The sequence below is a fragment of the Flavobacterium sp. 90 genome (genome assembly GCF_004339525.1).
Taxonomy (GTDB): Bacteria; Bacteroidota; Bacteroidia; order Flavobacteriales; family Flavobacteriaceae; genus Flavobacterium.
On sequence record NZ_SMGE01000001.1, the window covers coordinates 6604596 to 6630612 of the forward strand.

Annotated in this window: 30 protein-coding genes; 18 read left to right on the forward strand and 12 right to left on the reverse strand. The window is 32.4% G+C overall.

Translation table 11 applies throughout. From position 1 onward, the window contains the following. The gene (locus tag C8C83_RS26920) at positions 1 to 231 is read right to left on the reverse strand and encodes a phosphopantetheine-binding protein (RefSeq protein WP_099711625.1); all 231 of its coding nucleotides are present in this window, start codon (positions 229 to 231) and stop codon (positions 1 to 3) included. Positions 232 to 487: 256 nt separating this feature from the next. On the opposite strand from C8C83_RS26920, the gene C8C83_RS26925 reads away from it, so the two are divergent. Beyond that, positions 488 to 1564, forward strand: coding sequence for a DegT/DnrJ/EryC1/StrS family aminotransferase (locus C8C83_RS26925; protein ID WP_121325826.1), 1077 nt, complete (start codon positions 488 to 490; stop codon positions 1562 to 1564). Positions 1565 to 1605: 41 nt separating this feature from the next. Beyond that, a complete protein-coding gene (locus C8C83_RS26930; RefSeq protein ID WP_099711623.1) occupies positions 1606 to 2178 on the forward strand; it encodes an L-threonylcarbamoyladenylate synthase in 573 nt (190 codons plus the stop codon). 164 nt (positions 2179 to 2342) lie between these two features. Here the strand turns inward: C8C83_RS26930 and C8C83_RS26935 are convergent, their stop codons facing one another. Next, the gene (locus tag C8C83_RS26935; RefSeq protein WP_121325827.1) at positions 2343 to 3467 is read right to left on the reverse strand and encodes a cysteine desulfurase family protein; all 1125 of its coding nucleotides are present in this window, start codon (positions 3465 to 3467) and stop codon (positions 2343 to 2345) included. A gap of 86 nt (positions 3468 to 3553) precedes the next feature. On the opposite strand from C8C83_RS26935, the gene C8C83_RS26940 reads away from it, so the two are divergent. Then, positions 3554 to 4516 carry a hypothetical protein gene (locus C8C83_RS26940; protein WP_121325828.1) on the forward strand — a complete coding sequence of 321 codons (963 nt, stop codon included), beginning with the start codon at positions 3554 to 3556 and terminating at the stop codon, positions 4514 to 4516. Between the two features lie 144 nt (positions 4517 to 4660). Here the strand turns inward: C8C83_RS26940 and C8C83_RS26945 are convergent, their stop codons facing one another. Beyond that, positions 4661 to 5212: a Smr/MutS family protein gene (locus C8C83_RS26945; RefSeq protein ID WP_121325829.1), complete on the reverse strand. Its 552-nt coding sequence runs from the start codon at positions 5210 to 5212 to the stop codon at positions 4661 to 4663. Beyond that, a complete protein-coding gene (locus C8C83_RS26950; RefSeq protein ID WP_132011986.1) occupies positions 5202 to 5387 on the reverse strand; it encodes a hypothetical protein in 186 nt (61 codons plus the stop codon). Before C8C83_RS26950 ends, C8C83_RS26945 begins: the two co-directional genes overlap by 11 nt. Positions 5388 to 5511: 124 nt before the next feature. On the opposite strand from C8C83_RS26950, the gene C8C83_RS26955 reads away from it, so the two are divergent. After that, positions 5512 to 5778 carry a DUF2752 domain-containing protein gene (locus tag C8C83_RS26955; RefSeq protein WP_233566126.1) on the forward strand — a complete coding sequence of 89 codons (267 nt, stop codon included), beginning with the start codon at positions 5512 to 5514 and terminating at the stop codon, positions 5776 to 5778. A 26-nt stretch (positions 5779 to 5804) separates the two neighbouring features. On the opposite strand, the gene C8C83_RS26960 is transcribed toward C8C83_RS26955, so the two are convergent. Next, positions 5805 to 6506, reverse strand: coding sequence for a DUF1003 domain-containing protein (locus C8C83_RS26960; RefSeq protein WP_121325831.1), 702 nt, complete (start codon positions 6504 to 6506; stop codon positions 5805 to 5807). A gap of 191 nt (positions 6507 to 6697) precedes the next feature. Between C8C83_RS26960 and epsC the strand changes: the two genes are divergently transcribed. The 4 genes from epsC (at position 6698) to C8C83_RS26980 (ending at position 10139) form a co-directional block, all read left to right on the forward strand. Beyond that, entirely contained in the window at positions 6698 to 7489 is a 792-nt protein-coding gene (gene epsC, locus C8C83_RS26965) for a serine O-acetyltransferase EpsC (RefSeq protein ID WP_121325832.1), read from the forward strand. A gap of 2 nt (positions 7490 to 7491) precedes the next feature. After that, the gene (gene cysM / locus C8C83_RS26970; protein ID WP_121325833.1) at positions 7492 to 8379 is read left to right on the forward strand and encodes a cysteine synthase CysM; all 888 of its coding nucleotides are present in this window, start codon (positions 7492 to 7494) and stop codon (positions 8377 to 8379) included. Between the two features lie 185 nt (positions 8380 to 8564). Next, the gene (locus C8C83_RS26975) at positions 8565 to 9551 is read left to right on the forward strand and encodes an aldo/keto reductase (RefSeq protein WP_121325834.1); all 987 of its coding nucleotides are present in this window, start codon (positions 8565 to 8567) and stop codon (positions 9549 to 9551) included. Positions 9552 to 9725: 174 nt separating this feature from the next. After that, positions 9726 to 10139 (forward strand): hypothetical protein, encoded by a 414-nt coding sequence (locus C8C83_RS26980; RefSeq protein ID WP_121325835.1) that lies wholly within the window; start codon positions 9726 to 9728, stop codon positions 10137 to 10139. Positions 10140 to 10166: 27 nt separating this feature from the next. Here the strand turns inward: C8C83_RS26980 and C8C83_RS26985 are convergent, their stop codons facing one another. Beyond that, positions 10167 to 11276, reverse strand: a complete 1110-nt coding sequence (locus tag C8C83_RS26985) for a HAMP domain-containing sensor histidine kinase (RefSeq protein ID WP_233565961.1) — start codon at positions 11274 to 11276, stop codon at positions 10167 to 10169. A gap of 100 nt (positions 11277 to 11376) precedes the next feature. Here C8C83_RS26985 and rlmD point away from each other — a divergent pair, with 100 nt between their 5' ends. The 3 genes from rlmD to C8C83_RS27000 are packed head-to-tail and all read left to right on the forward strand — an operon-like array spanning position 11377 to position 14177. Continuing rightward, entirely contained in the window at positions 11377 to 12789 is a 1413-nt protein-coding gene (gene rlmD, locus C8C83_RS26990) for a 23S rRNA (uracil(1939)-C(5))-methyltransferase RlmD (RefSeq protein WP_121325836.1), read from the forward strand. Between the two features lie 13 nt (positions 12790 to 12802). After that, positions 12803 to 13369, forward strand: a complete 567-nt coding sequence (locus tag C8C83_RS26995; RefSeq protein ID WP_121325837.1) for a DUF6452 family protein — start codon at positions 12803 to 12805, stop codon at positions 13367 to 13369. After that, on the forward strand, positions 13341 to 14177 hold the full coding sequence (locus C8C83_RS27000) for a DUF6048 family protein (protein WP_121325838.1): 837 nt from the start codon (positions 13341 to 13343) through the stop codon (positions 14175 to 14177). The genes C8C83_RS26995 and C8C83_RS27000 overlap by 29 nt, the downstream gene beginning before the upstream one ends. Before the next feature lie 78 nt (positions 14178 to 14255). On the opposite strand, the gene C8C83_RS27005 is transcribed toward C8C83_RS27000, so the two are convergent. From C8C83_RS27005 to C8C83_RS27015, 3 genes are all read right to left on the reverse strand, one after another. Next, on the reverse strand, positions 14256 to 14948 hold the full coding sequence (locus C8C83_RS27005; RefSeq protein ID WP_121325839.1) for an amino acid racemase: 693 nt from the start codon (positions 14946 to 14948) through the stop codon (positions 14256 to 14258). A gap of 19 nt (positions 14949 to 14967) precedes the next feature. Next, complete coding sequence (locus tag C8C83_RS27010) at positions 14968 to 15204, reverse strand: hypothetical protein (RefSeq protein WP_121325840.1); 237 nt, start codon at positions 15202 to 15204, stop codon at positions 14968 to 14970. Positions 15205 to 15371: 167 nt separating this feature from the next. Beyond that, entirely contained in the window at positions 15372 to 16529 is a 1158-nt protein-coding gene (locus C8C83_RS27015) for a THUMP domain-containing protein (protein WP_121325841.1), read from the reverse strand. 132 nt (positions 16530 to 16661) lie between these two features. On the opposite strand from C8C83_RS27015, the gene C8C83_RS27020 reads away from it, so the two are divergent. Both C8C83_RS27020 and C8C83_RS27025 read left to right on the forward strand, forming a co-directional pair. Continuing rightward, positions 16662 to 17426, forward strand: coding sequence for a class I SAM-dependent methyltransferase (locus C8C83_RS27020; protein ID WP_099711607.1), 765 nt, complete (start codon positions 16662 to 16664; stop codon positions 17424 to 17426). A 93-nt stretch (positions 17427 to 17519) separates the two neighbouring features. Next, positions 17520 to 18188, forward strand: a complete 669-nt coding sequence (locus C8C83_RS27025; RefSeq protein ID WP_121325842.1) for a ZIP family metal transporter — start codon at positions 17520 to 17522, stop codon at positions 18186 to 18188. 236 nt (positions 18189 to 18424) lie between these two features. On the opposite strand, the gene C8C83_RS27030 is transcribed toward C8C83_RS27025, so the two are convergent. From C8C83_RS27030 to C8C83_RS27040, 3 genes are all read right to left on the reverse strand, one after another. Beyond that, entirely contained in the window at positions 18425 to 20809 is a 2385-nt protein-coding gene (locus C8C83_RS27030) for an outer membrane beta-barrel family protein (protein ID WP_121325843.1), read from the reverse strand. A 155-nt stretch (positions 20810 to 20964) separates the two neighbouring features. After that, the gene (locus C8C83_RS27035) at positions 20965 to 22107 is read right to left on the reverse strand and encodes a helix-turn-helix transcriptional regulator (RefSeq protein ID WP_132011987.1); all 1143 of its coding nucleotides are present in this window, start codon (positions 22105 to 22107) and stop codon (positions 20965 to 20967) included. A gap of 82 nt (positions 22108 to 22189) precedes the next feature. Beyond that, on the reverse strand, positions 22190 to 23335 hold the full coding sequence (locus C8C83_RS27040; RefSeq protein ID WP_121325844.1) for a response regulator transcription factor: 1146 nt from the start codon (positions 23333 to 23335) through the stop codon (positions 22190 to 22192). Positions 23336 to 23439: 104 nt separating this feature from the next. On the opposite strand from C8C83_RS27040, the gene murQ reads away from it, so the two are divergent. From murQ to C8C83_RS27065, 5 genes are all read left to right on the forward strand, one after another. After that, the gene (gene murQ / locus C8C83_RS27045; protein WP_121325845.1) at positions 23440 to 24252 is read left to right on the forward strand and encodes an N-acetylmuramic acid 6-phosphate etherase; all 813 of its coding nucleotides are present in this window, start codon (positions 23440 to 23442) and stop codon (positions 24250 to 24252) included. Positions 24253 to 24602: 350 nt separating this feature from the next. Then, positions 24603 to 24824 (forward strand): DUF6095 family protein, encoded by a 222-nt coding sequence (locus tag C8C83_RS27050; protein ID WP_099712824.1) that lies wholly within the window; start codon positions 24603 to 24605, stop codon positions 24822 to 24824. A 27-nt stretch (positions 24825 to 24851) separates the two neighbouring features. Then, complete coding sequence (locus C8C83_RS27055) at positions 24852 to 25082, forward strand: hypothetical protein (protein ID WP_121325846.1); 231 nt, start codon at positions 24852 to 24854, stop codon at positions 25080 to 25082. Continuing rightward, positions 25067 to 25381 (forward strand): type II toxin-antitoxin system RelE/ParE family toxin, encoded by a 315-nt coding sequence (locus C8C83_RS27060; protein ID WP_121325847.1) that lies wholly within the window; start codon positions 25067 to 25069, stop codon positions 25379 to 25381. Before C8C83_RS27055 ends, C8C83_RS27060 begins: the two co-directional genes overlap by 16 nt. Then, entirely contained in the window at positions 25369 to 25941 is a 573-nt protein-coding gene (locus tag C8C83_RS27065) for a pentapeptide repeat-containing protein (protein ID WP_089352323.1), read from the forward strand. The genes C8C83_RS27060 and C8C83_RS27065 overlap by 13 nt, the downstream gene beginning before the upstream one ends. Positions 25942 to 26017 lie beyond the last annotated feature (76 nt).

The following is a 26017-nucleotide window of genomic DNA, read 5'->3' on the forward strand; positions in this document are numbered from 1 at the left end:
TTATCCTTTATTTTTAATTATTTCGAAGATATCATTTATTGAAGTCGAAGATTTAATATCATCTCCCGTTAATTTTACCGAGTATTCTTCATCAGCCATAGCAATTAATGATAATGCTGTTAATGAATCCCATTCTTCCAAATCTCTAAAAACAGTTTCTTGTTTAATTAATGCGGCATCTGTATCATCTAAAATATCTGCAAAATTTCGCAAAAAAGTGTTGATTTCCATAGTATTCTTAATTTTATTTTGAGTTTATTATTTTATTAATTTTTATAAAAGGTCTGATAAAAAATATTCATTAGACAGTTAAGAAAAAAAAACTTAAAATGTTGTCATTCAAACATCTCAGATATTAATCCTATTGCATATACTGTTATAATGCCATGTTATGGCAAAAATTCAGGTTTCTTTTCCTATTTTTGACCCCACAAATATAACAATAGTTTACCCTTAAAGGAAATTAAACTCACTAATCAATAATTAAATGATTCCCGTAACCAAAACTTTTTTACCTCCACAAGAAGAATACAATTCTTTTCTAAAACGTGCATGGGACAAAGCTTGGCTCACAAATCGTGGCGAACTTACAATAGAATTAGAAAATAAGCTAAAAAAACATCTTGATGTTTCTCACCTTATAATTACTAATAACGGTACAATTCCTATTCAAATTGCCTTAAAGCTATTTGGTAAAGGCGGAGAAATTATCACAACTCCTTTCTCTTATGTGGCTACTTCGGCTGCAATTGTGTGGGAAAATTGCACGCCTGTTTTTGTCGATATTAATTCAGAATATTTAACTATTGATGAAACCAAAATTGAAAGTGCAATAACGCCAAAAACAACGGCGATATTAGCAACTCATGTTTTTGGAAATCCATGTCATATTGAAGCTATTGAAAGTATTGCTAAAAAACACAATCTAAAAGTGATTTATGATGCTGCACATTCTTTTGGCGTTAAATACAACAACAAATCTGTATTTAATTTTGGAGATGTCAGCACCTGTAGTTTTCACGCAACAAAATTATTTCACACCGGAGAAGGTGGTGCAATGTTTTGTAACAATGACACTATTTATCATCAATTATTTTACAGTCATAATTTTGGACACAACGGACCTTTGGAATTTCATGGATTAGGAATTAACGCCAAAATTTCTGAGCTTCAATCTGCGATGGGTCTGGCAGTTTTTCCTTATATGAATCATATTATTGCGGAAAGAAAAAAAGTAGTAGATTTTTACAATGAAAATTTAAACTTTAAAGCCGTAAAAACCATAAAAATAAGAGAAAACACAGAGTGGAATTATAGCTATTATCCAATAATTTTTAATTCAGAAGCTACTTTATTAAAAGTTCAGGAGGCGTTATTAAAAGAAAACATTCTACCAAGACGTTACTTTTATCCTTCCTTAAACACGATCGACTATGTAAATGGAGCTGAAATGCCAATATCAGAATCTATTGCATCACGAATAGTTTGTTTGCCTCTTTATGTAGGTCTTTCGAAAGAAACATTGGAAAAAATAACTCAAATTATAAATACATTAACAGCATAATATCAAACTCATTCTGTTATTAATCAAATATTTCTAAACTTATGAATCAAGATATAAATACTGAAATCCATAACGCTTACGAAGTCATTAAAGAAGGCGGAATTATTCTTTATCCTACTGATACCGTTTGGGGAATTGGCTGTGACGCCACAAATCCAGAAGCTGTTGCCAAAATATACAAATTAAAACAACGTGCCGAAACTCAAAGCATGATTGTACTAATGAATGGCGAAAAAATGATGTATAATGTGTTCAAAAACATTCCAGAAGTTGCGTGGCAAATTTTAGATTTATCTGAAAAACCAACAACTTTAATTTTAGACGAACCAAGAAATGTGGCTAAAAATATTATTGCCGCAGATAATTCTCTTGCTGTTCGTATTGTAAAAGAACCGTTTTGCTTTAAATTATTAGAGCGAATGAAAAAACCTTTAGTTTCCACTTCGGCTAATATTTCAGGACAGCCTACACCTATTGCTTTCAAAGACATTAATCCCGAAATCATAAAAGGTGTTGATTACGTAGTAAAATTAAATCAGGATAGAATTGGAGGAAAACCTTCGACAATTATCAAACTGACAAACGATTCTCAGGTAAAAGTAATCCGTAAATAATTTTAGATTTTAGATTTTTTGCTTGAGGTTAACTCATTGCAATTTGGATTTTCTTAAATTGGAATTTAAAACCTTGGAAACTTAGCATCTCAGTCCCGAAGCTTCGGGATAGCAACTCAAAAGAAACCTTTGAACCTTTCCAACTCTGAACCTTTGAACCTTCCTTAAACCGTTTTCAAACTCTCAATCAACCAATCGATATCTTCTTTTGTGTTATAATGACTAAATGAAATTCGGAGATTTGGTAATTTTAAATCAGTCTCCGATAACATTTCTTTCAAAACGTGCGATGGTTTGATACTTCCGGATTGACAGGCGCTTCCTCTTGAAACTGCAATTCCTTTCATATCCAGACTAAACAAAAGCATAGAAGTTTTATCCGAAGAAAACGGCAGAATAATATTGATAATATTATAAAAATCGTCTTTTTTCCCGTTGATTCTAAAACCAGGAAAATGAATTTCCAATTGCTCAATCAAATACATTTTTAATTCTGTAATGTATTTTCTTTCGGTATCTAAATTTTCATATGAAAGCGATAATGCTTTTGCCATTCCGGCAATTTGATGTACCGCTTCGGTTCCTGCGCGAAGTCCTTTTTCCTGCTCTCCTCCAAAAATTAAAGGCTGTAAACCAGAATTTTTTCGAACAAAAGCAAAACCTACTCCTTTTGGACCGTGAAATTTATGTGCACTTGCTACAATAAAGTCTACAGAAGTCTTTTGCAGGTCGATTTCTGTTTTCCCAACAGATTGTACTGTATCAGAGTGAAACAAGGTATTGTATTGCTTGCAAATAACAGAAACTCTATCTAAATCTAAAACAGTTCCGGTTTCGTTGTTTACATGCATCAAACTAACGATTGTCTTTTTTTCATCAGACAATAAATTAGACAAATGCGTTAAATCGATACTTCCGTCAGGATTAATTTTTACATAATCGACTTGAATATTATAATCAGATTGCAATGCCAAAGTTGCATACAATACAGCATGATGCTCAATTTTTGTAGTAATGATTCTCTCCACTTTAAGATCTTCAACCGCAGAACGAAGTATCCAGTTATCTGCTTCGGTTCCTCCCGAAGTAAAAATAATTTCTTGTGCAGAGCAATTTAAATGCTTGGCGATACTTTTTCTTGAAAGTTCTAAAACAGTTTTTCCATTGCGTCCAAAGCTATGTGTAGAAGACGGATTTCCAAAATCTTCTGTCATAACTTTAGTCATTTCCTGAATAACTTCAGGGCGCATAGCGGTTGTAGAGGCGTTGTCGAGATATACTTTTTTCATTACTGCAAAGTTAAGAAATATCAATTGTGAAATCTTAAATATCAATTGCCAAATTTTTCACTATTTTTGACCCAAATAAATTTACGATGAAAAAATATGCATGCCTTCTCTTGTTCGCGCTACTTTTAAATGGTTGCGATGATGGCAATTTAACAGTTGATTCTATAGATTTTGATACTGTTGCCTCAACAAACTGTGATACAACAAACACTTTACTTTATAAACTTAAAGACAGAGAGGCATTGTTGCTGCAATTACCTCCCAGCAGTCTTGAAAATAACCCTACACTCCAAGACACACTAACATACGACATTGACAATAATCTTTATCGTGTTCTTTACAGAGCTTATGATGGTAAAGTTGAAGTAGCAAATATCTGTGGTCTAATCCCCCCTAAAACACCAAATGTCATAGAAGAATGGGTAGGAACTAAAGGAAAAATACAAATTACAACTACACAAATTAGTTCTGCTCCAAGTGAAGTTGATGGTAGCACTCGAGTTACAGGATACAACCACAGTATTGTTTTTAAAAATATAACCTTTTTAAAACCTGCTGGACCTCAAGTAGAACAGAAATATGTTTTTGGTGATTTTAAAATTACGATAAACCCAACTCCTTTAACTTTTGCCAAACCAGAAGAAGCAGGAGAATGTCCGGATCAAAATCAAGTTTATAATTATAATGCTGCATTTTACATTATGCTTCAAAACTTTGATCCAACTTTATTTGTAAACGAAGCAACTCCTGCAGATAAACCTAGAATACGAGATATAACCGCAACACAAAACAATGTCATTTATCGTACCCTTACAGGTGTTGCTTTAAATAAAGATTATTTCTGTAAAGGGTCTCTTACTCCAACAAACCCTGCTATAAAAGAAACCTGGAATGGTACTAATGGTACAGTTGAAGTTGCTACGCAAGTAACAAACAATATCGTGATGCATACAATTACATTAAGAAATGTTACACTTGTAAAAGAAAACAGCAGTTTCAAATTAGGTAATAATTTTGTCTTAGGAACTGTAACTAAAGCAAAGAACTAAGTCTTAAAAAACCCATTTTAAAACCTGTTTAATTCTTACAAAAAAACGTCTGTTTTTCTAAGCTGATTTATATATAAAATCAGAAAGAAAAACAGACGTTTTTTTATGTCTCAAAATGAATTGCTTTAACTGAAAAAAGCAATTTTATTTACTGTTTTGTCTAAAATAAACTTCAGTTGCACCTAAACCATATTTTTGATAATTGGCATCCTGAAAATCTATTCCGTCATAACGGCCTAATAAAAAATCAAGTTCGGCTTTCAAAATTCCTTCGCCAACACCGTGAATAAAAACAATTTTAGGAATGCGATTTCTAATTGCAAATTCGATATGTCTTTTGGCAGTTTCAGTCTGCAAAGTCAGAATATCATAATTTGACATTCCGCGTTTATTTGGTACCAATTTTTCAATGTGCAAATCAAATTCCGGAGCAGCAATTTCGCGTTTATCCTTCTTTTCTTTTACAAAACTCCTTGCTTTTGGCTCCGTTTTCTCTTTTGTAATCTCTTCTAAATTAATCCTTTTAATAGAATTCATTAAATTACTGGAATCCTGAATTTTAAGTAATTCGTTGACAAAAAATGTCATCGAAAATCCATCCTCAGTTTCTATCAAAACTTCATTATTTTTAACCGAAATCACCGTTCCGTTTATGGCTTCGTCCAGAACCGAAACCTTATCTCCTTTAGTCAACATCGTTCTCCTCTTTTTCTTGATTTTTACTCGGTGTTTTTGCGCTTAACTGCATCATTCCAAACATGAAAACCGCAATTGCAATTACCGTTATATAGATATTTTTTTCGGGTGAAACCTGCTCGTACAATGCAACCGAAATAGCAAGAATCATTATTATAATTTTAAGTACTTTCATATTTTAAAGTATAAGGATTCAAAAGTATAAAACTTTAAAATAGCAGTTCGCTTCTTTTGAAATGTTATCAAATATTTTTTTTGTAAAATTGTAAAAAATAATCGACTTGCATTTAGAAAAATATATGATCCCGTGTTTGTTCAAAACGCTCTTTGGAGTTGAGTGTTTAGGATGTGGTTTTCAGCGCTCTTTAGTCTTACTTTTTCAAGGCGATTTTCTGGCTGCTTTCAAGATGTATCCGGCGGTCTTTACTACCCTTTTATTTTTTGCTTTTGTAGCTTTATATTTTTTAGACAAATCAAGAAATTACAAAAAACTAGTTTGGAATATGGCATTCGTAAATCTCGTTTTTATGCTTGGCGGATATTACTACAAACACTTCTATATTTAATTTTTTCGAGTCAAAATCGACTGAAATTATTTCTTGATTTGGTTCAGAATATCATTCATCATTTCGATTTGTACTTTCTGAATTTCGATTAATTCTTGTTGCTGATGCATAATCATGTGATCAATTTTATCATGAATCATTCTAATTTCTAATTCTGATTTTAGGTTAATCATATAATCTTTTTTAGCTCTGTTTCTGTCTTTTTCTTCCTGACGATTTTGACTCATCATAATTACCGGAGCTTGCAGAGCTGCAATACAAGACAAAATCAAATTCAGCAAAATAAACGGATATGGATCAAAACCTTTATTAACCAAAATATAAACATTGGCACCAATCCAAACAATTATAAAAAGTAAAAATGAAATAATAAAAGTCCAGCTTCCACCAAAATCTGCCACTTTATCTGCTATTTTTTGACCAAAACTTCTCGTTTCCTGTTCGTCTTCTACAATACTTACGATTGATTTATCTTCTTTTAAAGAGGCAATCACACTTTTTTCAAGATCTGAAAGTGCTCCGATTTCGGTAGACAAATAACCCGAAACATATTGCTGACGATATTCATTTAATTCTTTAACTCCGATACAATCATCTTCACAAAAAGAAGGATGATCTTTGATAATTAGTCCTAAAATGGGATCATGTATCGATTTTCCATAAATTTTCTCACTTTCCGGAAATTCAAGATTAGAAATAGCGCTCTTAAAAGTTGAATTATTTTTCATTTTTATAAATTTTACTGGCTAATTTACGCATTTAACTTCTTAAGAATCATATAAAATAATCGCTTTTATTATTCTTTTTTTTATCACAAATTGAATTTACTATGCAAAATTTCTTTAGTTAATTCATGCCCTTATTTACAAAAAACACCTTACTTTTAACGTTTTAAAATTATCCACTCAATTTTACAATTGTGACTAAAGACAGTATCATACAAAATATAAAAGCTCTAAAAAGCCATTCAAACATAAATTACGGAATCAAAACTAAAACAGAAGATTTTACAGAGAAGCTTTTCTACACTCTTTTTGATTCGAATGCGGCTTTAGATGAAAGCATCGACGAACTCGAAATTCGTTTTAAAGAGATTGCTATTCTCGCTTGCAAAAAACCGGAAAATTTATGCGAATCGATTTGGGATCGCTTTCTGGAAAAATTACCAATTGTCTTAGAAAAACTAAATGAAGACGCTGCTTATATTCTGGAAAATGATCCTGCGTCAAACAGTATCGACGAAGTTTATTTGGCATATCCCGGTTTCTATGCTATTGCAATTTACAGATTAAGTCATGAACTTTATAATCTGGATTTACTATTATTCTCGAGATTAATGAGTGAATATGCGCATAGAATTACCGGAACTGATATTCATGCAGGTGCCAAAATTGCTTCACCGTTTTTTATTGATCACGCAACCGGAATCGTTATTGGTGAAACGACCGTAATTAAAAAACACGTTAAAATCTACCAAGGTGTGACTTTAGGTGCATTAAGCGTAAGCAAAGAAATGAAAAACGCTAAAAGACATCCAACCGTAGAAGCGAATGTTTGCATTTATGCCAATGCAACGATTTTGGGAGGCGAAACCACAATTGGCAAAAACAGCATTGTTGGAGGAAACGCCTGGATTACCAAATCAATTCCCGAAGATTCTATCGTTCTGAATACAACTACAACTGAAGTTAAAATAAAAGAAAAAAAATAAAAATGGGTCCACAGAAATTGCTTAACCTAATTGGAAATACTCCTTTGATGGAAACTGTCAATTTGGTTAAAAATAAAAATGTAAAACTTTTACTGAAGCTTGAAGGAAATAATCCTGGCGGAAGCGTAAAAGACAGAGCTGCATACAACATGATCGCTTCGGCGCTTGAAAGAGGCGAAATTAAAAAAGGAGACAAACTAATTGAAGCGACAAGTGGCAACACCGGAATTGCGCTGGCAATGATTGCACAATTGTTTCAAATAGAAATAGAATTAGTTCTTCCGGAAGATTCTACAAAAGAACGCACTCAAACAATGCGTGCTTATGGCGCTACAGTAATTTTAACGCCCGCTAGCGAAGGAATTATTGGTTCAAGGGATTATGCCGACAAAAAAGTTGCAGAAGGCGGTTATATCATGCTAAATCAGTTTGCGAATGATGACAACTGGAAAGCGCATTATAAAACGACTGGTCCTGAAATCTGGAACGATACTGACGGAACTGTTACACACTTTGTTTCGGCAATGGGAACAACAGGAACTATTATTGGAACTTCGACTTATTTAAAAGAAAAAAATCCCGCTATTCAAATCGTTGGCGCACAACCAAGCGACGGATCACAAATTCCCGGAATCCGCAAATGGCCACAGGAATATTTACCTAAAATTTTTGATGCTTCAAAAGTGGATACCGTTATCGACGTAAGCGAAGATGACGCCAGAGACATGACTAAAAGACTAGCGCTCGAAGAAGGTGTTTTCGCCGGAATGAGCAGCGGTGGTTCAGTAGCGGTAGCCCTTAAAATTGCAGAACAATTAGAATCCGGTGTTATCGTTGCCGTTATCTGCGATCGCGGTGATCGTTATTTATCTTCGGATTTATTTGATTAGAGGAAGGGTCAAAGGTTCAGAGATACAAAGATACAAAGACCTTTGTAACTCTAAAAAAAAGACGCACTGCTGTGCGCCTATACAAAAACCTTTGAACCTAAAAAAAGACGTACTACTGTACGTCTCTACAAAAAACCTTTGTCCCTATGAACCTTTTTTAAACCTTTGAACCTTTAAAAGAAAAAATGAACTACAGAAAACTAGGAAAAACAAACTTCAATATATCTGAAATCTCACTTGGTACCTGGCAAGTTGGAGGGAAATGGGGATCTGCTTTTGATAATAAAACCGCAGACGAACTTTTGAATACGGCAATCGACAATGGCGTAAATTTTATTGATACTGCCGATGTTTATGAAAATGGATTAAGCGAAACTGCTGTTGGAAGAGTTGTTCGTTCCCGATCTGAACGTATTTATGTCGCTACAAAATGTGGACGACATATTAACCCACATGTTAGTGAAGGTTATCAGCCAAAAGTACTTCAGAAATTTGTTGAAGACAGTTTAAAACGAATGAAATTAGAAACGCTGGATTTAATTCAGTTGCACTGTCCTCCTACCGAAGTTTTTTATCGTCCGGAGATTTTCGAACTTTTTGACCGATTAAAAGAGCAAGGGAAAATTCAGAATCTTGGCGTAAGCGTCGAGAAAGTTGAAGAAGCCTTAAAAGCCATTGAATATTCGAATGTAACAACGGTTCAGATTATCTTCAATTTATTCCGTCAGCGCCCTTCTCAATTATTTTTCTCTGAAGCCAGAAAGAAAGATATCGGAATCATTGCGAGAGTTCCTTTAGCAAGCGGACTTTTAACAGGTAAATTTGATACAAAAACTACTTTTGACGCTCAGGATCACCGAAATTTTAATAGAAATGGTGATGCTTTTGATAAAGGTGAAACTTTTTCGGGTATCGATTATGAATTAGGTTTACAGGCTGTAGAAAAACTAAAAGCATTATTTCCGGAAACTACAAATCTTGCTCCAATTGCGCTTCAGTGGATTTTGAGTTTTCAAGATATCAGTTGTATTATTCCCGGTGCTTCAAAAGAAAGTCATGTATTATCGAATTTATCTCTTTATGATTTACCAAAATTAACTCCTGAGAAAATTACAGCCATGAATGCTATTTACGAAGAATATATAAAACCTTCTGTGCATCACCTATGGTAAGCTCCAAAATATTGAGGTTCTGAGATACTAAGATAATAAGACACTAAGTTTCTATTTTACAAGAAACATATCTTAGTAGCTTAAAAAAATCTTAGCACCTTTTGTAATTCATAACGCAACCTTTTGCAAATTACATCATCTGATAAATAAAACTAACCATAAAATTCACTAACCATGAAAAAATTAAGTTTTATATTATTTGCAATTTGCCTGACACTTGGATCTTGCAGCAGCGATGAGAAAGAAAGCACACAAAAAGAGGATCTTGCCATGCTTGATAACATGCGTAACGAAATCATTCAATTTACACAAGTCAATTCACAAGCCTGTAACAATGCGCAGGAATGGGGATTTATAAAAATTGATGCTGCTGGCTGTTCTGGAAATGGAGGATATATTTTATATTCTAAAAAAGTAAGTGCTGCAACTCTTCAAAATAAAATTGAAGAATACAATAAAACAAAAGGCGAAATCTATACAAAATGGGGAATTTTTGTTGATTATTGCGCCGGAACAACAGCGCCTACAGGTGTAAAATGTGTCAATGAAAAACCGGTATTATCATTTGATAACATTATTTTCAATTAAAAACATCAAATAAAATTTATACCTAAACTACAACTCAAATTCAATTTTAAATTCAGCGCCCTTGTTTTTTCCTTCGCTTGTGGCGCTTAATTTACCTTTATTTCTTTCAATAATTTTTTTACACAAATACAATCCAATTCCGGTAGATAATTCATTTGCAGTTCCTAATCGGCTCATTTTTGTGAATTTCTTAAACAATTCATCGATCTGAGTTTTATCAAAACCAATTCCTTTATCGATAACTGTTATAATCAAATTTGAGCTTTGAATAAATATTCGAACTTTTATCTCACTGTCAAAATAAGAGAATTTAATTGCGTTGCTTATTAAATTCACTAAAACCTGAACCAATAAACCTTCGTCAATTTTAAGTTTTGCTTCAACTAATTCTAAGCTTAAACTTAATTTAATATTTTTATCAAGTAAACGCTGCTCAAGCTGTTCATTTATAAAAGGCAAAATATTAGGGAATACAATATTCTTTGGATCATGATTTACTTTAACAATCTGATCTTGTTCTTTTAGAAGTTTTATAAAATTTTCGATGTATCGGAATTGCAAATTTGTCGACTCACAAATTAATTCTGCAAGATGTTTAATAGAATCTGATGGTTCTTCGCTCAAAATTAACTGTGCCAAACCTTGAGGATTTCCCGCAAAGTTCTTTAAATCGTGAGAAAGCATATAAATCAAATCTTGTTTTTCGTTTATAAAACTTTCAGATTCATAGATTGATTCCTGAATATTACACATTAACAAACCAGCTTCATCTGAATATTCTGTTGGTAAAACCGATAATTGTCTGTTATTTCTATAATCATCCAAAGATTTTGAAGCTAAAACAATTGGCTTAATTAGTTGCTTTAAAACCAAAAGCGTCACTAAAGTCGCCAACAACGTCATTATTAAGGCAAAAATTAAAATAGAAATGGGAGAAATAGTATGGCTTGAAAAAATCACAAAAAACAAAATGCCAATCAAAGGAATATGAATACCTATAAAAGCAACGAATAGGAATTTAAACACATAACTTTTTTTCAGAAAGCCAATTTGTGAAAGATTATGATACAACTTCATAAAAATAATAACAATACTATAAGTTAACAATGTAGCATTTGGGGTTATTGCTGTAAACAAAGTTAGTTTTTAAACTTGATAAAACTAGTAATTTGAAGAATTTGATAAAATATTTTGAAATTTAAATTTATAAAAGTTTACAAACCCTTATTTTTGCGCTATGGGAAGAAAAAATACAGACAAAGTTGTCTTTCATCAAATTCAAGTTCTTGATGCTGGAGCAAAAGGAGTATCAGTTGCTAAAGCTCCTGACGGTAAAGTAATCTTTATTCCGAATGTTGTTCCGGGTGATGTAGTTGACGTACAAACTTTCAAAAAAAGAAAAGCCTATTATGAAGGCAAAGCCGTAAAATTTCACGAATTTTCAGAACATCGTATTGAACCAATATGCGATCATTTTGGCGTTTGTGGAGGATGTAAATGGCAAAATATGAAATACAGCCAACAGTTGTATTACAAACAAAATGAAGTAAAAAACCATTTGCAACGTATAGGAAAAGTTGAACTTCCTGAATTTGAAACTATTTTAGGTTCGGAAAAACAATTTTTCTATAGAAACAAAATGGAGTTTTCGTTTTCTAACAGCCGTTGGTTAACCGAAAAAGAAATTGAAAGCACAGAAGATTTAGGAAACAGAAATGCGTTAGGATTTCACATTCCTAAAATGTGGGATAAAATTCTTGATATCAGCAAATGTCACTTACAGGAAGATCCTTCAAATGCGATCAGAAACGAAATCAGAGCTTTTGCAAACGAGCACAATTTAGCTTTCTTTAATCCGAGAGAACATTCTGGATTATTGAGAACTTTAATGATTCGTACGGCTTCAACAGGCGAAATTATGGTTTTGATTCAGTTTTTCGAAAATGACAAAAAGAACCGCGAATTAGTTTTAGATCATCTTTACGAGAAATTTCCGCAAATTACTTCATTACAATATGTTGTAAACGCAAAACAAAACGATACGATCTACGATCAGGATATCAAACTATATAAAGGTAGAGATTATATTCTGGAAGAAATGGAAGGTTTAAAATTCAGCATCAATGCTAAATCTTTTTACCAAACCAACTCTGACCAAGCATACGAATTATACAAAATAACACGTGATTATGCCGGATTAACCGGAGAAGAAACTGTTTATGATTTATATACCGGAACTGGAACTATCGCGCAATTCGTTTCTAAAAAAGCAAAAAAAGTAATTGGAGTAGAAAGTGTTCCTGAAGCAATTCTGGATGCTAAAGCAAATGCCGAACGCAATAATATAACGAATTGTGAGTTTTTTGTAGGGGACATGAAAGTCGTTTTCAACGAAGCTTTTATTGCTCAACACGGCAAACCTGACGTTATCATTACAGATCCACCAAGAGATGGTATGCATAAAGATGTAATTGAACAAATCTTGAAAATTGCTCCTAAAAAAGTAGTTTATGTAAGTTGTAACTCGGCAACACAAGCGCGTGATTTAGCTTTAATGGATGAAAAATACAAGGTAACACGTGTGAGACCAGTTGATATGTTTCCGCAAACGCATCATGTTGAAAATGTTGTACTTTTAGAACTTAGATAACAAAAAACTATAAATGAAAAAAATAGTCGCTTTTTTATTACTCTTTACTTTTGGCTTATCAAGCTGTGAGAAAGATGATATTTGTGATCCTACCACACCTACTACTCCCCGATTGGTAATATCATTTTATGATAATGCCGATGCGACTTTGCCTAAAAAAGTGGTTAATTTAAAAGTAGTTGGAAAAGATAAAGACGGAAAGGATCTGCCTACCGGAATTGTATTTAACGAAAGCAGTACAACCGATACTAAGTATTATGCAAATGCTACTTCAATTTCAATTCCGTTAAAGACAAATGAAAATTCTACTACTTATAGTTTTATTTATAATGCTGCAAGTACAGATCCTACTTTGACTAATACAGATGTAATAAGATTTGACTATACACACAAAGATTCATATGTATCGAGAGCATGCGGTTTCAAAACTGTCTTTACATTAAATCCTTTTGTTACAGCACCTCCATCACAACCTTTTCTACTAAATCCGGGAACAGACGGAGCCTGGATGAGAGTAATTAATGTAGAACAATATAACATTGAATCTGAAAATGAGACACACATTAAAATATACTTTTAGTTTTTGCCTTTTGTTTTCAATGTTTTTGGTTCAGGCACAAGAAACACCTGCTACAGCAACCAAAGAAATTGTTCAGGAAAAGCCAAAACTAAAATCAAAAACAGAACCAGCGAAACCAGCTAAACCCGCAATTCAGGAAACTAAAAAAGATTCTGTTCCAAAAACAGATCGTTATGGTTTGCGCGTAGGTGTCGATTTATATAAATTAACCCGTGGTTTTTACGACAAAGATTATAAAGGTGTTGAATTTGTGGGAGATTTTCGCTTGACGAAAAAATACTATCTGGCAGCTGAACTTGGTTTTGAAGATAAAACCACTGATGATGACAGATTAAACTCAACAGCAACGGGAACTTATATAAAAGGAGGTTTTGACTATAATACGTATCAAAACTGGCTTGACATGGAAAACCTGATTACGATAGGTATGCGAGGCGGTTTTAGTAATTTTAGTCAACAATTAAATAGTTATAAAATCTATAACGCTAATCCGTATTGGGGAGAACAGCCTGCGATTGTTTCCGGTGAAAAATACAACGGCTTAACGGCCGCTTGGATTGAAGTTGCCTTAGGAATAAAAGCAAAAGTATTCAATAATATATTTGTTGGTTTTGGAGTTCAGCTAAAACTTTTGGCTATGAATAACAAACCAAGTGGTTTTGATAATCTTTATATTCCCGGTTTCAACAGAACCTATGATGGAAGTTTTGGAGTAGGTTTCAATTATACCGTTTCTTACTTTATACCTTTATACAAGAAAAAAGTAATTGTACCAGAAACTGTGAAAGAAATTCCTAAAAAGAAATAATTAGGTTTTCTTCTAAAATAAAAAGAGTCCCAAATTCAAAATTTGGGACTCTTTTTTTATATCTATATATTGATTTTCTTAAGATAATTGAAAAGCTATTGCAGCATTTGAATGTATTAAAGTTGTATCAAAAACAGGAACAGAAACATCTTCGGGTTTTATAACCAAAGGAAGTTCTGTACAACCCAGAATAATTCCTTCTGCCCCATTTGCTATCAATTCATTCGAAATCCTTAAAATACGTTTCTTCGTTTCATCAGTAAAAACGCCTTTCCCTAACTCTTCGAAGATTGCGGTGTGTAGAAAATCTCTATCATCACTATTTTCCGGAATAATAGCTTCAATGCCTTTATTGATTAGTTTGTTTTTAAAAAAATCAAGTTCCATTGTAAACTTAGTTCCCAATAGCGCTACTTTTTTAAGTTTCTGCTTCTCAATTTCTATTGCCGTTTCTGTTGCAATATGAATAACAGGTAAATCAATTGCAGCTTCCAATTTATCAGCAATAAGATGCATTGTATTGGCGCCCAAAACAATTGCTTCTGCTCCACCCGATTTTAAGAATTGACAACCTTTAAAAAGCATTTCAAAAGTACGATCCCAATCATTGGCATCATTATTCTTTTTGATATCGGCATAATTGAACGAATAAATCAAACATTCCGAGAAGTTAAGCCCTCCCATTTTCTTATTGATTCCTTCATTTATAAGTTTGTAATAATCTGCTGTAGAAACCCAGCTAATTCCGCCTATAAGTCCAATTATCTTCATACAAAAATCATTTTTTTAGTTATCCTATTTCTCTAATTCCTTTTATAAAAATCCATTTCATAAACAACTTCTCGCCATCTTTGGTTCTTACCGCCTGAAATTTAGGCGAAATCAATGTCGCCACTATAAAAGACGTCATCGGAATCCAAAGACCTGTTAATTGAGTATATGTTGCAACCACGAATCTTCCGGCAATAAATAAAATTGCGAAACATCCTAATTGGTATAAAAAAGCTCTTACTTGTAGTTTTGACATTTTTTTTAGAGTTGCTAAGGTTCTGAGACTCTAAGTTTCTAAGGTTTAATTTAGAAACTTATTTTACGGAACCTTAAATTTATTGTATTATTATAAGATTAAAACACTAAACACAAAGCTAAAAAACTTAGTACCTCAGTATCTTACAAACTTAGAAACTCAGAACCTTAGATCTGAAATTTCGTTCTCTTACTACCTTCGTACATTTCGTATTTTACCAAACGTGCTTCAAGGCTTGCGTTAAAAAGTTTGATTTTACGGGAAGGTTTTAGTCCCACAAATTTTAAGGCTTCAAGATTTGCGGTGATAAACCAAGCGTTTGTTCCCGGGTAACTTTTCTTTAAAGTATCTCCAATGTTTTTGTAGAATTCTTCCATATGAATATCCAAACGCTCATCATAAGGCGGATTAAAAACCATATGCAGCTTTCCTTCTACTTCTTTTTCAGTGTCAAAAAAGTTGTTTTCAGAAACCGTAACATAATCCTCCAAATTGGCATTTCTGATATTGTCTTTGGCTTTATTTACAGCACTTGGTGCTTTATCAAAACCTTTAATAGTATAGTGGAATTCTTTTGTTTTTTTCATCAGACTGTTTACAATCTGATCAAATAAATCATTATCCCAGTCTTTCCATTTTTCGAATGCAAATTCTTTTCTGTTGATATTTGCCGGAATATTACAAGCAATCATCGCAGCTTCTGCAAGGAAAGTACCTGAACCACACATTGGATCCAAAAAGTGACTTTGTCCTTCCCAACCCGATAATAATAAGATTCCCGCAGCCAAAACTTCGTTGATTGGCGCAATGTTAGTCGCCGTTCTGTAACCACGCTGATGCAATGAATTTCCAGATGTATCTAATGCAACCGAAACCTGATCTTTATCAATATGAATGTTAATTCTCAAATCCGGAAATGCTTTATCAATACTTGGGCGTTGTCCTGTTCTTTCTCTAAATTGATCCACAATTGCATCTTTACATTTTTGAGAAACAAACTCTGAGTGATTAAAATAAGTCGAATGCACCGTCGCATCAATTACAAAAGTCTGGTTTGCATTTAATAATTTAGACCAGTTAACACCCGAAATTCCTTTATATAATGCTTGTTCGTTATTGGCTCTGAACGAGTAAATAGGTTTTAAAACTTTAAGGGCAGTACGCAAAGACAAATTGGCTTTGTACATAAAACCTTTATCACCTTTAAAGCTCACCATTCTCACTCCTTTTTCGACATCCTGAGCGCCAAGAGCACGCAATTCATTCTCTAATATTTCTTCAAAACCAAAAAAACATTTGGCAATCATTCTAAAATTTTCTTCCATCTTTATTTTTGTATTAAAAAAAACTCCGATCGCAAACACACATCTGATTATTCAGGTATCGTCACGAAATAGTTATTTTTCGGCAAAAATACACTAAATTTGCGGTACTTTGAATTAATTGAAATAGAATAAATGTCTGAAGCACCAAACTCATCAACACCAAATCAGGAACGTAACACTCAAAACTGGTTCACATCATGGTTTGATACTCCGTATTATCACATTCTTTATAAAGACCGAAATTACAGAGAAGCGCAGATTTTTATGGATAATCTTACGCATTATTTAAACCTTCCTGAAAAAGCAAAAGTTCTTGACTTAGCTTGCGGAAAAGGGCGTCATTCTATATACTTAAACCAATTAGGTTTTAACGTTTTAGGCGCTGATTTATCTGAAAACAGTATCGCCGAAGCCAGCAAAAACAGCAACGAAACCCTGCATTTTAAAGTGCACGACATGCGCGAGCCTTTCGAAGAAAAATTTGATGCTATTTTTAATTTGTTCACTAGTTTCGGATATTTCGAAAGTGACGATGACAACTTAACAACCTTAAAAGCAATAAAAGAAAGCTTGTCTGAATATGGTTTTGCTGTAATTGATTTCATGAATGTAAATCAGGTAATCGAAACTTTAGTTCCTGAAGAAGTAAAAACCGTTGAAGGAATCGATTTTAAAATTAAAAGATATGTTGAAGATGGACATATTTTTAAAGAAATAGATTTTGAAGATCAAGGTCAAACCTATCATTTTACCGAAAAAGTAAAAGCCCTGACTTTAAAAGATTTTGAAGAATTAATGGCCGAAGCCGGTATTTTTCTGCTGGATATTTTTGGAGACTACAAACTAAAAAAGTTTCACAAATTAGAAAGCGAACGATTAATCATGATTTTTAAATAAAATTGGTGAATCGTTTAGTTGTTTAACCGTTTAATCGCATAAACAAATAAAACAATTAACCGATTAAACAAATCAACGATTAAACAATAAAAAATGAGTTATTTATTACCCTTAATTTCTGTACTTTTAGGATATATTGTGGCTTTGTTTTTAAAACCTAAAAGCAAAACCAATCTAAAATTATTACTAGCATTTAGCGGTTCATTTTTACTATCGTTAACCGTAATGCATTTATTGCCGGAAGTTTACGAATCACACAATCACAACATTGGTTTATTTATTATGGCTGGGATTTTGTTCCAGATCATATTAGAATTTTTCTCAAAAGGAGCCGAACATGGACACGTTCACGGACATGCACAAATGTCTCAAATCCCTTGGTTGCTTTTTATCAGTTTGTGTATTCATGCTTTTTTAGAAGGTTTTCCCGTTAGTCATCACCACGATTTAGCAGTAGGAATTGCGATTCATCACTTGCCAATCGCCGTGATTCTAACCACTTTTTTCATCAATGCAAATCTGGACAAAAAAGCAATTTTTGTGTTCATGCTTACCTTTGCGATCATGACGCCTTTGGGCACAATTGCTTCCGAATATTTGCCTTTTCTAAACGAATATTATACCCAAATAACAGCAATCGTAATTGGAATCTTATTTCATATTTCATCAACAATTATTTTTGAAAGCAGCGAAGGACATAAATTCAATATTGCTAAAGTTTCAATGATAGTTCTAGGAATTTTATTGGCATTCTTATTATAATTTGGGCGTGACCACATTCACAAAAGGCGCTATTTAACAAACCGCTTATGCGCGCCTTTCGCAAATACGGTCGGGCTATCCATACTACTTCGGTAGTTTACTCCTATCCCTCACGCAAAAAACAAGAACTTATCGTTAAAATAAATACCTAACAGGTTTTAAAAACCTGTTAGGATACTAAATAGACAAAGTAAAGTTCCTGTATTATCTAATTTTCTAATTGACACTTTATCTAATTATCTAGCTCTTTTTTTCTCTTCTTCATTTCCAGAATCATGTTGGCTTACATTGATCTTTTTATTTCCAAAATTATAAACTACAGATACGCGTGCAAATCGGTTACTTTCGTTTTGGCTATAAACTTGTTTCACACCATTTACGATTGAAACATCGTTTTTCAAATAAGATGTATTAAAAATATCATTTAATAAAAAAGCAATTTGCAATGATTTGCTTAACAAATCTTGTTTATAACCAATATTCAAACTAGACACATAACCTGTTTCATACAAACCACTTTTATAAGGCGAAGTATAATTAAAATCAACTTGCAATTTTGACGTTTTTCCTAATGAGAATGTATTGTTTGTTGAAAAATCAACTTCAAGACCATTTACAGGAGTTGCATTGATATCTTTTATAAACTTAATATTAGATCCTAAAAAATAAATAGAATTCTCGCTTTCCCACCAATCTGCAAAACTCACCGAATACGTTTCTCCAATTCCATAATTAATACCTTTAAAATAATTATCTCTTGATACCACTTGCGTAAGCGTTTCTGGATTTGCAGTAAATATTACACCATAACCATCTGTAATCGAATTTAAGAAAAGACTCGTTCTTAATATTTTTTTATACGAATGCACAAACTCAAAATTGTCACTAAAAGAAGGTTTCAAAAACGGATTTCCTTCAGAATAACTATTACTACTGATATAAACTCTAAACGGATTCAATAAAGCAAAACCAGGTCTGCGGATTCTCTTTCCATAATTTAAACTAAAATTATTATCTTCATTTCTCTTGTAAGACGCATAAAACGTTGGGAATAATTTAAAATAATTGTTTACCGTTTCCTGATTTAAAGTCTCCGAAAAACCATTTGTTTGTGTATTTTCTAATCTTAATCCCAATTGAAAATCCCATTTTTCATTGATTTTTTTATTTCCACTAATGTAAATCGCCTGATTATTTTCGGTGTATTTAAATCGATTCGTTTGATTAGGATCTAATACCGGAGTTCCTGTAATTGTATTAAAGAAAACCACATCGCTTTTACTGGTTGTAAAACTCGCTTTTGCGCCATAAGACAAATTCAACGCTTCAAGAGGATGATCCATATCAGCTTTGAAACTCAAATTATCAATATTCTGGTTAGAAAAATTTCGCGCCGACTGATTTACATCAACAAAAGTTCCATCAGCATCATAATTGTTAGCAAGAAAATTTCTGTCGAATTTTGAATCATAATTAAAGTAATCTACATCAAAAGATAATTTACGATTTAGAGAATCAAGTTTAGTAATCAAATGCAAATTATAAGTTTCATTACCCACTTTTCGATCTAGGAAACTCTTGTTTAAGATATAACTCTTCAATTCATTTTGAGCATTATAATTATTGATTCTAATATCTGAGTCAAAATTCGGATTGCTTTTGTCTCTTAAAACTTGAAAACCAATACTTGTTCTTTCTGAAAGATCGTAATCTAAAGCCACTTTTCCGGATAGGTTTTCCTGATTATATTTTGTCGTTACATCCATTTTCGTAGGACCTTCGGCAAAATACATATCCAGTGTTTCTTTAAGATTGCTATAACCTGTTTTACCATTAATACTCGCCGAAAATCGGAACTTATTTTTATTATAAAAGAAATTATTTCTCAAATTATAAATTCCGTATTTGTTTTGATCGTACGAAGCTGTAGTTGTATTTTTCCAGGAATCACGAACTCCTTTTTTCATAATAATATTGATCAATCCGCCAGTTCCTTCGGCTTCATATTTTGCAGGCGGATTGCTGATAATTTCAATGTTTTTGATATCATTTGCCGAAATAGATTTCAGATAATTATTCAGTTCTTCGCCTGTTAATTCGATCATTCTTCCGTCAATCATTACGCGAGAAGCTCCTTTTCCTAATATATTAATAACATCATTTTGAACTGCAACGCCCGGAGCCGTATTTATGGCACTCAAAGCATCGCCTCCAACATTTGTCACATTATTTTCAAGATTATAAACCAGACGATCTGTTTTTTGTTCAATCGTATTTCTTTTTGATTGAATGACAACTTCGCCCAAATTCGTTACATTTTCTTTTAAAGTAATCAAACCTAGATTGATGTCTTTTTCAATCATTATATCTTTTTCAAATTCAGAATATCCAATCAGGCTTATTTTTACTTTACAAAATCCTTTACTTAACATCACTTCAAAACTTCCGTCTTCTTTTGTTGTAGTTCCGTTTATAATTTTTCCTTCTTGATTTAAGATTACAACATCTGCCCAGGCAACGGGAGCTTTTTCATCAGCAACTTTTCCATTTAATTTAAAGGTTGTTTGCGCTAAACAAAAAAGAGGCAATAGTAAAAAAATAAAGAGGTTAACTTTTTTCATAATTTCTAATTTTAAACTTGTTTCGATTAATTTGAAGCAAAGTTGCCTTAGAAATCTTGAGTACGCGACCGACAAAAAAAAGTCGAACCAATTTCTACTTAGAAAATTGGTTCGATTTTATTAAGTGCGAAGTACGACTTTTTACAAAACTCTAATTATGAAGCGTTTCGGTAAGCCGTTGGCGTTAAATTTGTATATTTTTTAAACGAAGTATTAAAAGACGATTTTGAATTAAAACCAACTTCATACAGAATTTCTAAAACGGTCAAATCACTTTTTAGTGGATTTTTTAAAATACTCATTGCTTTTTGAATGCGATATTCATTTACAAAATCAAAAAAATGCTGATTGATATGATGATTAATCAAAACGGATAAATCACGAACCGGAATATCAATTTGATTGGAGAGTTCCTGAATCGTAAGCGATGGATCCAGAAAAGGTTCTTTTTCGATCATATATTGTTTTAGTGTCGAAATTTGCGCCGAAATTATCTCGTTTTTCGGATCGTTTATTTCGATAATATTTTCTTTAGGAAGAATATCTCTGGCTAATTCTAATTTAGAATCAATTCCTCTAAAAAGTTCGGGATGATTCAATGCTTTCAATACAAACCAACACGTTACTATTAGCGCCAAAAATTGCATTACTACATTTGCCCAAATCCACAACGATTCAAAAGGAGTAAATCTTAAAACATTCTTAGCAATTGATAAATAATATAACGTAAAGAATACAATCGATATCTGAAACAACCATTTGAAAATAGAAGTTTTAGGATTCGTATAATTTTCCTGATATAGTTCTTTATATTTTTTTAAAACTGAAAATGTTGCAATACTATAGATTATGATTTGCAAGGCCAGCATAAACTGGAAGCTATAAAATTCCGGCATTTGACTACGATGATTATAAAACTGCATTTTATCAACATCACTCCCAAAGTAAAGTCTGAATATAAAAACGGTATTTATAATTATAAATGGAATTGTATGAACTAAATACTTGGCTTTTAATCGAAAATCAGTAAAACAAACTGATACTATATAAAGGTAGAAAACAGGAATTGTCAGAGCGCAAGTCGTCCACCTGAAAAATTCTAAATTAAAATGACTTTTTACGAAACTCTCACTAATAAAAATTCCAATATTATCAATTGCAAAAAATAGTAGATATAAAGCAAACAGCCTGTTTGCCAGTTTGTTTTGAGTTTTCACAGTCACTAAAAAGAACGCAAGTAATAGTGATACAAAAACTGACATCCAGCCCATAATACCTAAAAAGCTATCTATATCCATTAATTTTTTTGATTATTAAACAAATATAATATTTTAGTTCTTTAAGTCGAATTCCTAAAAGCAAGCATTAACAAACGTTTTATTATGAAGCATTTCTGTAAGCTGTAGGCGTGAGATTTGTATGTTTTTTGAAAGAAGTATTAAAAGATGATTTCGAGTTGAAACCAACTTCATATAAAATTTCTAAAACGGTCAGGTTGTTTTTTACAGGATTTTTTAAAATACTCATTGCTTTTTGAATACGATATTCATTTACAAAATCAAAAAAATGCTGGTTCATATGGTGATTAATCAAAACAGATAAATCACGAACGGGAACATTAAACTGATTTGCCAATTCCTGAATCGTAAGCGACGGATCAAGATAAGGCTCTTTCTCTGTCATATAATTTTTTAATGCCAAAATTTGAGTAGAAACAGCTTCGTCGCGATTGATTTCTACTTCAATAATCTCTTTATTTTCTTTAGGTAAAAAATCTTTTGTCAATTGCAAGTTAGAATTGATTCCTCTAAAAAGCTCGGGATGATTTAGTGCTTTCATTACAAACCAACAGATTACGCACAAAGCCATAATTACCATAAGCACATTTCCCCAAAGAAAAGCATCTCTGGAAGTCGTATAACGCATTAGATTTTTTATAGCCGTAATAGAATGCATTACTGCAAAAACACAATTCATCTGAAAAAGCCAATTATAGGTAGAAGTACTTGGATTGGTGTAATTTTCGAGATAGATTTTTCGGTATTTTTTTAAAATTATAAAGATCGTTACAATATAAAACCAATACTGAATCTCAATTAAAATCTGAAAAAAAAGTACTTCAGACATTTTATTGTAATTGGATATAAACAGCTCTTTTGCAATTCCGGTTTCTAAATAAAATCTGGGCATGAAAACTAAATTCATCACTATAAAAGGAAGTGTATATACTAAATGCTTCCATTTTAATCGAAAATCAGAATAACAAGCTGCTAAAACATAAAGATAAATCAAAGGCATTTCGAGCAAACAAGTTGTTGATCTTAAAATCTCTAAATCGACATATTGCTGAGGAAAAGTATAATCTAAAAGTCCGCTGAAATCAATTGCCGACAAAATAATAAAACTAGCAAAAAGTCGGTTTGCCAATTTATTCTCTGTTTTTACTGTGAGTAAAAAAAGTGCCAAAAGCAACGAAACAAAAACAGCAATGCGAGCAACGCCGTCCAAAAAAACCAATTTATCCATTTATCGTTTAATATTTCTCAAATATAATATTTTAGTTCTTTTAAAAAGGTTCTAAAAATTGTGATAAAAAGATTAATTTTGGACAAGAGCAATTATACTAAAAAATGACCTTTACAAAGACCACAGAACAAGCTTCAAAATACGAACATTTAGAAAAAATGTCGGTTCATGAATTGCTTATTAATATCAATCAGGAAGACAAAACAGTTCCTGACGCTGTCCAAAAAGCTATACCACAAATTGAAACTTTAGTGGCGCAAGTAGTTGATAAATTAAAAATAGGCGGACGATTGTTTTACATCGGCGCAGGAACATCAGGACGTTTAGGCGTTGTTGATGCATCTGAGTGTCCTCCTACTTTTGGAGTCCCTTTTGACTTGGTAAACGGAATTATTGCCGGTGGTGACACTGCAATTCGTCGTGCCGTAGAAAATGCCGAAGACAATGCAACGCAAGCCTGGATTGATTTGCAAGCCAGTAATATTGGTCCAAATGATGTTGTAATTGGTATTGCGGCTTCCGGGACTACACCTTATGTTATTGGTGGCTTAGAAACATGCAATCAAAATAATATTGTTACGGGATGTATTACGAACAATGCAGGAAGTCCTTTGGCACTTACAGCAAAATTTCCCGTTGAAGTAGTTGTTGGTCCTGAATTCATTACCGGAAGTTCCAGAATGAAAGCAGGAACGGCTCAAAAATTAGTCCTAAATATGATCTCTACTGCAGCAATGATTCAGCTTGGGAAAGTAAAAGGCAACAAAATGGTTGATATGCAGTTAAGCAATATCAAACTGGTTGATAGAGGTGTAAAAATGATTATGGGAGAAATTCCGGTTTCATATGAAGAAGCTTCTGAATTATTAAAAAAATACGGCAGCGTGAGAAATGCTGTTGATAATTATAACAAGTAAAAGTTTTTCTGTGTGGTTTATTTAACCGCAAAGAGGCAAAGGTTTTACGCAAAGTTCGCTAAGTTTATTGTTTAATCTTTGTCTAAGATCGCAAAGTCTCTCGAGTAATCTTTGTCAAAGTTTCAAACTTTGACAAAGATGTCGTAAAGTTTGTCATTTCGACGAGAGGAGACTCGAGCGATAGCGAACAGACGAAGTAAATCACACTCGTAAATCGACAAAGATTGGACATATACATTGTAGAGTTTCTTGTGTGATTTCTCCTCTCGTCGAAATGACAAGATTGTGAAAAACCTGAAACAAAGAAAACTTGAAATCTGAAACTTTCAAAACCTGAAACAAAAAACAAAATGGCAACAAATAAAGAATTATTAGGAAAAGGAATTAAATATTTATCAGGTTCATTACCGTTATTGTTTATTGGGCCTTCGTTGATTTATAATGCTTTTATGAATCAACATACAAACTGGCATTATTTGGTTTTAGGAATTGGAATTGTGGCTTGTTTAAGCGCTATGTTTTTAATTTTCTATGGATTGAAAATTATCATGAAAGGTATATTTAATGACTAATTTGTATCTTTACTAAAATTCGCTATCATGGATATACAAGCAGAAATAAATTGGATTCATCAAGAGATTGATAAAGTAAAAGATCCTTCTTTTCTAGAAAAATTAAAACATCTTTTGCAATCGGTCAACAACCCTACAGTTGATGCAGATGCTGCATATAATTTGGATATAGAAAATGCCTTGGAAAACATTAAAAAAGGTAATTTTTATACCGAAGATGAAGCCAAAGAAATTGCAAAAAAATGGGGAAGAAAATAATTTGGTCTAAAGATGCTTTAAACCAATTAGAAGACATCCATTTTTATATTTTTTTTGAAAGTAAATCAATTACAATTGCTGATAAAGTAGTTAATACCATTTTTGACAGCACTGAAATATTAAAAACACAACCCGAAATATATAAACTCGATAAGCAAAAAACCAATAATGACGGTAGTTTTAGAGTTTATGCAGTATATAATTTTGCGATCTCATACCAAATAACAGAAGAGATTATTCATATTCTTCGAGTACGTCATAACGCTCAGAAACCAAAAAAACATTCATGGAAAGTCTAATTCACATTCAGAAAACCTTCGAGAAAGTTGCTTATATCGACAAAAAAATAAACAATCGGGAGTTTGAAGATTGTGTTTTTAAAAACTGTGACTTCTCCAATAGTAATTTTGGTTACAATACTTTTTTAGACTGCGAATTTATTGATTGTAACTTGTCGATGACAAGTTTGTTTAGTACAAGTTTGAAGAATGTTACTTTCAAAAATTGCAAACTTCTTGGAATTGCTTTTAACGAATGTGACGATTTTTTATTTCAGGTTTATTTTGAAGAAAGCACTTTAGATTATGCTATTTTTTCGAATAAAAAAATGCCTAAAACCAAGTTTATCAATTGTTCTGTTAGAGAAGTTACTTTTATAGGAACCAACTTAACGAGTTCGGTTTTTGATAATTGTAATTTAGAAGGCGCTATTTTTAATGATACACAATTGGCGGCTGTTAATTTTAAAACTGCATACAATTACAAAATTGATCCCGAATTTAATCCAATGAGAAAAGCGCAATTTTCTAATGACGGCATTGTTGGGCTTTTAGATAAATACGATATTAAAATAGTTTAACGTCGGGTTAATAATTTTAAAAGAACGCCACGAATTTCACGAATTTACACAAATTAAAATTAAATCGCTTCTACAT

What these genes read in the sequence shown, in the direction of transcription:
- C8C83_RS27040 (WP_121325844.1), bottom strand. Translation starts at nt 23,335, where the DNA reads ATGGATAAATTGGTTTTTTTGGACGGCGTTGCTCGCATTGCTGTTTTT.
- C8C83_RS27035 (WP_132011987.1), bottom strand. Translation starts at nt 22,107, where the DNA reads ATGGATATAGATAGCTTTTTAGGTATTATGGGCTGGATGTCAGTTTTT.
- C8C83_RS27005 (WP_121325839.1), bottom strand. Translation starts at nt 14,948, where the DNA reads ATGAAGATAATTGGACTTATAGGCGGAATTAGCTGGGTTTCTACAGCA.
- C8C83_RS27025 (WP_121325842.1), top strand. Translation starts at nt 17,520, where the DNA reads ATGAGTTATTTATTACCCTTAATTTCTGTACTTTTAGGATATATTGTG.
- C8C83_RS26930 (WP_099711623.1), top strand. Translation starts at nt 1,606, where the DNA reads ATGAATCAAGATATAAATACTGAAATCCATAACGCTTACGAAGTCATT.
- murQ (WP_121325845.1), top strand. Translation starts at nt 23,440, where the DNA reads ATGACCTTTACAAAGACCACAGAACAAGCTTCAAAATACGAACATTTA.
- C8C83_RS27055 (WP_121325846.1), top strand. Translation starts at nt 24,852, where the DNA reads ATGGATATACAAGCAGAAATAAATTGGATTCATCAAGAGATTGATAAA.
- C8C83_RS27065 (WP_089352323.1), top strand. Translation starts at nt 25,369, where the DNA reads ATGGAAAGTCTAATTCACATTCAGAAAACCTTCGAGAAAGTTGCTTAT.
- C8C83_RS27060 (WP_121325847.1), top strand. Translation starts at nt 25,067, where the DNA reads ATGGGGAAGAAAATAATTTGGTCTAAAGATGCTTTAAACCAATTAGAA.
- C8C83_RS26960 (WP_121325831.1), bottom strand. Translation starts at nt 6,506, where the DNA reads ATGAAAAATAATTCAACTTTTAAGAGCGCTATTTCTAATCTTGAATTT.
- C8C83_RS26940 (WP_121325828.1), top strand. Translation starts at nt 3,554, where the DNA reads ATGAAAAAATATGCATGCCTTCTCTTGTTCGCGCTACTTTTAAATGGT.
- C8C83_RS26945 (WP_121325829.1), bottom strand. Translation starts at nt 5,212, where the DNA reads ATGTTGACTAAAGGAGATAAGGTTTCGGTTCTGGACGAAGCCATAAAC.
- C8C83_RS26950 (WP_132011986.1), bottom strand. Translation starts at nt 5,387, where the DNA reads ATGAAAGTACTTAAAATTATAATAATGATTCTTGCTATTTCGGTTGCA.
- C8C83_RS26920 (WP_099711625.1), bottom strand. Translation starts at nt 231, where the DNA reads ATGGAAATCAACACTTTTTTGCGAAATTTTGCAGATATTTTAGATGAT.
- C8C83_RS26955 (WP_233566126.1), top strand. Translation starts at nt 5,512, where the DNA reads ATGATCCCGTGTTTGTTCAAAACGCTCTTTGGAGTTGAGTGTTTAGGA.
- C8C83_RS27050 (WP_099712824.1), top strand. Translation starts at nt 24,603, where the DNA reads ATGGCAACAAATAAAGAATTATTAGGAAAAGGAATTAAATATTTATCA.
- C8C83_RS27030 (WP_121325843.1), bottom strand. Translation starts at nt 20,809, where the DNA reads ATGAAAAAAGTTAACCTCTTTATTTTTTTACTATTGCCTCTTTTTTGT.
- C8C83_RS26980 (WP_121325835.1), top strand. Translation starts at nt 9,726, where the DNA reads ATGAAAAAATTAAGTTTTATATTATTTGCAATTTGCCTGACACTTGGA.
- C8C83_RS26995 (WP_121325837.1), top strand. Translation starts at nt 12,803, where the DNA reads ATGAAAAAAATAGTCGCTTTTTTATTACTCTTTACTTTTGGCTTATCA.
- C8C83_RS27000 (WP_121325838.1), top strand. Translation starts at nt 13,341, where the DNA reads ATGAGACACACATTAAAATATACTTTTAGTTTTTGCCTTTTGTTTTCA.
- C8C83_RS26935 (WP_121325827.1), bottom strand. Translation starts at nt 3,467, where the DNA reads ATGAAAAAAGTATATCTCGACAACGCCTCTACAACCGCTATGCGCCCT.
- C8C83_RS27015 (WP_121325841.1), bottom strand. Translation starts at nt 16,529, where the DNA reads ATGGAAGAAAATTTTAGAATGATTGCCAAATGTTTTTTTGGTTTTGAA.
- C8C83_RS27010 (WP_121325840.1), bottom strand. Translation starts at nt 15,204, where the DNA reads ATGTCAAAACTACAAGTAAGAGCTTTTTTATACCAATTAGGATGTTTC.
- rlmD (WP_121325836.1), top strand. Translation starts at nt 11,377, where the DNA reads ATGGGAAGAAAAAATACAGACAAAGTTGTCTTTCATCAAATTCAAGTT.
- C8C83_RS26975 (WP_121325834.1), top strand. Translation starts at nt 8,565, where the DNA reads ATGAACTACAGAAAACTAGGAAAAACAAACTTCAATATATCTGAAATC.
- C8C83_RS26925 (WP_121325826.1), top strand. Translation starts at nt 488, where the DNA reads ATGATTCCCGTAACCAAAACTTTTTTACCTCCACAAGAAGAATACAAT.
- cysM (WP_121325833.1), top strand. Translation starts at nt 7,492, where the DNA reads ATGGGTCCACAGAAATTGCTTAACCTAATTGGAAATACTCCTTTGATG.
- C8C83_RS27020 (WP_099711607.1), top strand. Translation starts at nt 16,662, where the DNA reads ATGTCTGAAGCACCAAACTCATCAACACCAAATCAGGAACGTAACACT.